Raw genomic sequence first — 4,194 nt, forward strand, 5'->3', positions numbered from 1 at the left:
TAAAAGCAGTCAATATCTCACTTCCATTTTACTTTCGGCCCCTTATTTCAAATCTGATACCTGTGTAAATATTCAGGGAGAGCTCACTTCAAAATCATATGCCGACATCACCCTCGACATCATGAAGACCTTCGGCGTTCATGTTGAAAATGAGAGCTACCAGCGTTTTAAGGTTAAAGCGGGAGATCGTTATAAAGCTCAAACTTATCAAGTGGAAAGTGACTGGTCCAGCGCGTCCTATTTTCTGGCGGCGGCCGCGGTAACAGGAGGGGAAGTGACTCTCAACCACATCAACCCACAAAGTGTTCAGGGTGACGCTCAGTTCACCACAGTCCTGGAAAAAATGGGATGCCGGATTGATAGGAATAAAAATTCTGTCCATATTAAAGGAAACCCTTTGCAGGGAATCACCATCAATATGAATAATATGCCTGATGCGGTGCAGACGTTAGCGGTTATTGCACTATTTGCTGAAGGAAAAACAGTGATTCAGGGCATAGGAAATCTCAGAATCAAGGAAACAGACAGAATCTCTGCACTGACCAACGAATTGAGTCGCCTGGGGGCAAACGTCAAAGCCGGTGATGACTACCTCATCGTGGAGCCGGGGGATTACACCGGTGCTGAAATCGAAACTTATAACGATCATCGAATGGCCATGAGTTTCGCTGTAGCGGGTCTAAAGATTCCAGGGGTTCAAATCAAAAATCCCGGTTGCGTGGATAAATCATTCCCTGATTTTTTCCAACGCTTCGAAAGTCTCTAGCATTGGAGGGAAAAATCTCAATCAACCCCTAACTGTTACAGAGGTCAGCGGGGTCAGATTCTGCCTGTAAGACAAATAACTTTATTCCCCTACAATATAATGGTTGAACACCCCTATACAAATTCACTCATCAAAGAAAAAAGCCCTTATCTTCTTCAACACGCTCACAATCCGGTGAACTGGCACCCATGGGGAGATGAACCTTTCAAAATAGCCAAAGAAAAGAAGATTCCTGTTTTAGTAAGTATTGGCTATGCAACCTGTCACTGGTGCCATGTGATGGAGCGTGAATCGTTTGAAGACCCGGTTCTGGCTAAAGTGCTTAATGAAAACTTTGTCAGCATAAAGGTTGACCGGGAGGAAAGGCCGGATGTAGACAGCATTTATATGCAAGCGGTTCAGGCGTTGGGCCAACAGGGTGGCTGGCCCCTCAATGTATTTCTGACGCCAGATGGAATTCCTTTTTACGGTGGCACTTATTTCCCTCCTGAACGACGCTACAATTTGCCCTCTTTTCTGGATGTTTTGCAATTCCTGATCAATACCTGGAACAATGAACAGGATAAAGTTGAAAAACAGTCCAAGGCATTGGTGGACTATATCCGCGAGGCTTCTACTCGCGAACCAGGTTCCGCAAAGGCGGAAGACTTGAGTTTTTCCGGAGAAGATAAAACCGCTGAGTTATTTGAGAAACATTACGATCGACTCAACCACGGGTTTCAGTTTCAACAACAAAACAAATTTCCACCCTCAATGGGACTGTCTCTCCTGCTCCGGCACTATCACCGAACGGGACATAACAACAGTCTGACTATGACGGAAAACACTCTCAAAGCCATGAAGTTTGGCGGAATTTATGACCAGATCGGTGGCGGGCTTTCACGATACAGCACAGATTACAAATGGCTGGTGCCGCATTTCGAAAAAATGCTTTATGACAATGCATTGTTCACCACAGCCCTGATAGAAACCTATCAAGTAACCGGCAAAATAGAGTTCGCCGATTTTGCCAACGATTTGCTGCAATACATCGACCGGGACATGACTTCTGAGGAAGGTGGTTTCTTCAGTGCCGAAGACGCTGACAGCGAAGGTGTTGAAGGTAAATTTTATGTATGGGATCAGGAGGAGGTCGAAAAGATTCTCGGAAGGAAAACCGCAAGCGTCGCCATCCCTTATTACAACATCACTCCTGAAGGAAATTTCGAAGGAAAAAACATTTTAAGTGTCACACGGGGACCCGAAGCGATAGCAAAAGAAATAGGCATGCAGGAAACCGCTGTCATGGCTGAACTGGAAACTGCCCGGGACAAACTGCTGGAGGTTCGCAGCCAGCGTATTCGCCCTCTGCTGGACGACAAAATCCTGACTTCCTGGAATGCACTGATGATCAGCGCCATGGCAAAAACAGGAAGGGTGCTCGATGATGATGAGCGGATACAAAAATCTGTCCGTGCCATGGAGTTCATTCTCACCCGTTTACAATCACCGGATGGGAAACTCCTCAGGCGTTTTCGTGATGGAGAAGCCCGCTTCGATGGCTACCTGTGCGACTACGCCGCGACCGCCACCGCCTGTCTCGATTTGTACGAAGCCACTTATGAGCCGCGTTATATTCAAACGGCTCACACGTTGATGCTGCGTGTCAAAGATAAGTTCTACAATGAAAGCGGTATTTTCCATGAGACCGCCAGCGACGGGGAGGAACTATTGATACGGCAAGTCAGTGGATATGATGGTGTGGAACCCTCTGGCAACAGTAATGCGGTTCTAACCCTGCTCCGGCTTTCCGCTTATATGGCAGACCCCTCTCTATCCTTAAAAGCTGAGAAACTATTCTTGAATTTTAATGATGAACTCATGGAATATGGCCTCAATTCAGCATTCATGCTTCAAGCCCTGCATTTGTATCTGGGCGGACTGAAAGAGGTTGCGGTGGTGGGAAAGAGGAATGACCCGACAACCCGGGAACTGCTGAAAACCATGCGTAAAGGGTTTTATCCAAATGCCGTTTTTGCTTTCGCCTACGAGGACCAGATTGAAAATACACCCATTCCCTTACTGAAAGGGCGAAAAATGGTAAATGGGAAAGGAACCGCCTACGTCTGCCAGCAGGGAACCTGCCTGAAACCAGTACAATCTGCAGAAGATTTGGTGAAACTATTGAGTTATGACTGAAGAAGAACTATTATACGGTACTCAATTCAAACTATAGAGAACAATAAATTCTATGCGCACAGAGTTAATAGATAATATGGTCAACACCGCCTTAAAAGGCGAATCGATTTCTTACGATCAAGCTTTGCAACTTGAATCACTAACCCACGAAGAGCTGGACTATCTCTTTATCGGGACCAGCCGCATTCGCGAACAGTTTAAGGGGCAGGATGTTAAAATTTGTTCCATCGTCAATGCAAAATCAGGACGATGTGTGGAAGACTGTTCCTTCTGCTCCCAATCAAGTTCATTCCAGACAGATTCCCCCGAATACGAACTGATGGATGTCGAGGAGATCGTTGCCGCCGCAAAGGAAGCAGAAGCTTTCGGGTCTAACGAGTTTTCAATCGTCACTTCTGGAACTTCCCTCGATGACCGGAAAGAACTGGACCGGGTGATTGAAGCCATTAAACGTATTAAGGCTGAAACCAATCTTGAAACATGCTGTTCCCTGGGACTGATGCCCATGGAACAATTAAAGGAACTGAAAGAAGCCGGGCTGGACCGGTGCCACCATAACCTGGAAACCGCTAAGAGTCACTTCGATAAAATCGTTTCAACCCACACCTACGATGATGAGGTCAATGCGGTAAAAAACGCCAAAGACGCAGGATTACAGGTGTGTGTTGGTGGCATCTTCGGAATGGGAGAGTCGTTCACGCAAAGGGCAGAGCTTGCTTTTTCCATTAAAGAACTGGGCACACAATCTTTTCCCATTAATTTCCTGAAACCGGTTGCAGGAACTGCCCTTGATCATTTGGAACCTATGGAACATTATGAAGCACTCAGGACCATTTCCCTGTTACGGCTGGTTTTACCGGATATCGACCTTTTCGTTTGCGGGGGACGGGAAGAAGTGCTGACCGACCAGCAGGAAAAATTGTTTTCGGCCGGAGCTAACGGAATTCTGGGTGGCAACTATCTCACAACAAAAGGCCAGGATCCTAAAAGAGATATAGAGATGATTGAAGGCCTGGGTCTTCGTCCGGTCTACACATCTGCTTAGAAAATCCGTAGCTTAAAACCTACAGGAAAATCAAAACCCCCTTCTCCCAGATAGGAGAAGGGGGTTTTAAATTCAAATACCTATAGAAAGCCCGGCGGCTTATCCAAGCAGATTTTCTTCAATAACCTTCTTGATTTCCGCTTTCGATTTAACGCCGACAACCTGCTGAACCACCTGCCCGCCTTTGATAAAAAGCAATGTCGGT

Annotated in this window: 4 protein-coding genes; 3 read left to right on the forward strand and 1 reads right to left on the reverse strand. The window is 46.4% G+C overall.

Translation table 11 applies throughout. From position 1 onward, the window contains the following. The 3 genes from aroA to bioB all read left to right on the forward strand — a co-directional run. Positions 1-766: 3-phosphoshikimate 1-carboxyvinyltransferase (aroA, locus tag F3741_10340; protein MZG31182.1), on the forward strand; the 766-nt coding region annotated here is incomplete at its 5' end. Between the two features lie 99 nt (positions 767-865). Beyond that, positions 866-2,944 carry a thioredoxin domain-containing protein gene (locus F3741_10345; GenBank protein ID MZG31183.1) on the forward strand — a complete coding sequence of 693 codons (2,079 nt, stop codon included), beginning with the start codon at positions 866-868 and terminating at the stop codon, positions 2,942-2,944. 52 nt (positions 2,945-2,996) lie between these two features. Beyond that, on the forward strand, positions 2,997-3,989 hold the full coding sequence (bioB, locus tag F3741_10350) for a biotin synthase BioB (protein MZG31184.1): 993 nt from the start codon (positions 2,997-2,999) through the stop codon (positions 3,987-3,989). 99 nt (positions 3,990-4,088) lie between these two features. On the opposite strand, the gene F3741_10355 is transcribed toward bioB, so the two are convergent. Then, on the reverse strand, positions 4,089-4,194 hold a 106-nt coding region (locus F3741_10355; GenBank protein ID MZG31185.1), incomplete at its 5' end, for a thiol reductase thioredoxin.

The organism is Nitrospinota bacterium (assembly GCA_009873635.1).
Taxonomy (GTDB): Bacteria; Nitrospinota; Nitrospinia; order Nitrospinales; family VA-1; genus LS-NOB.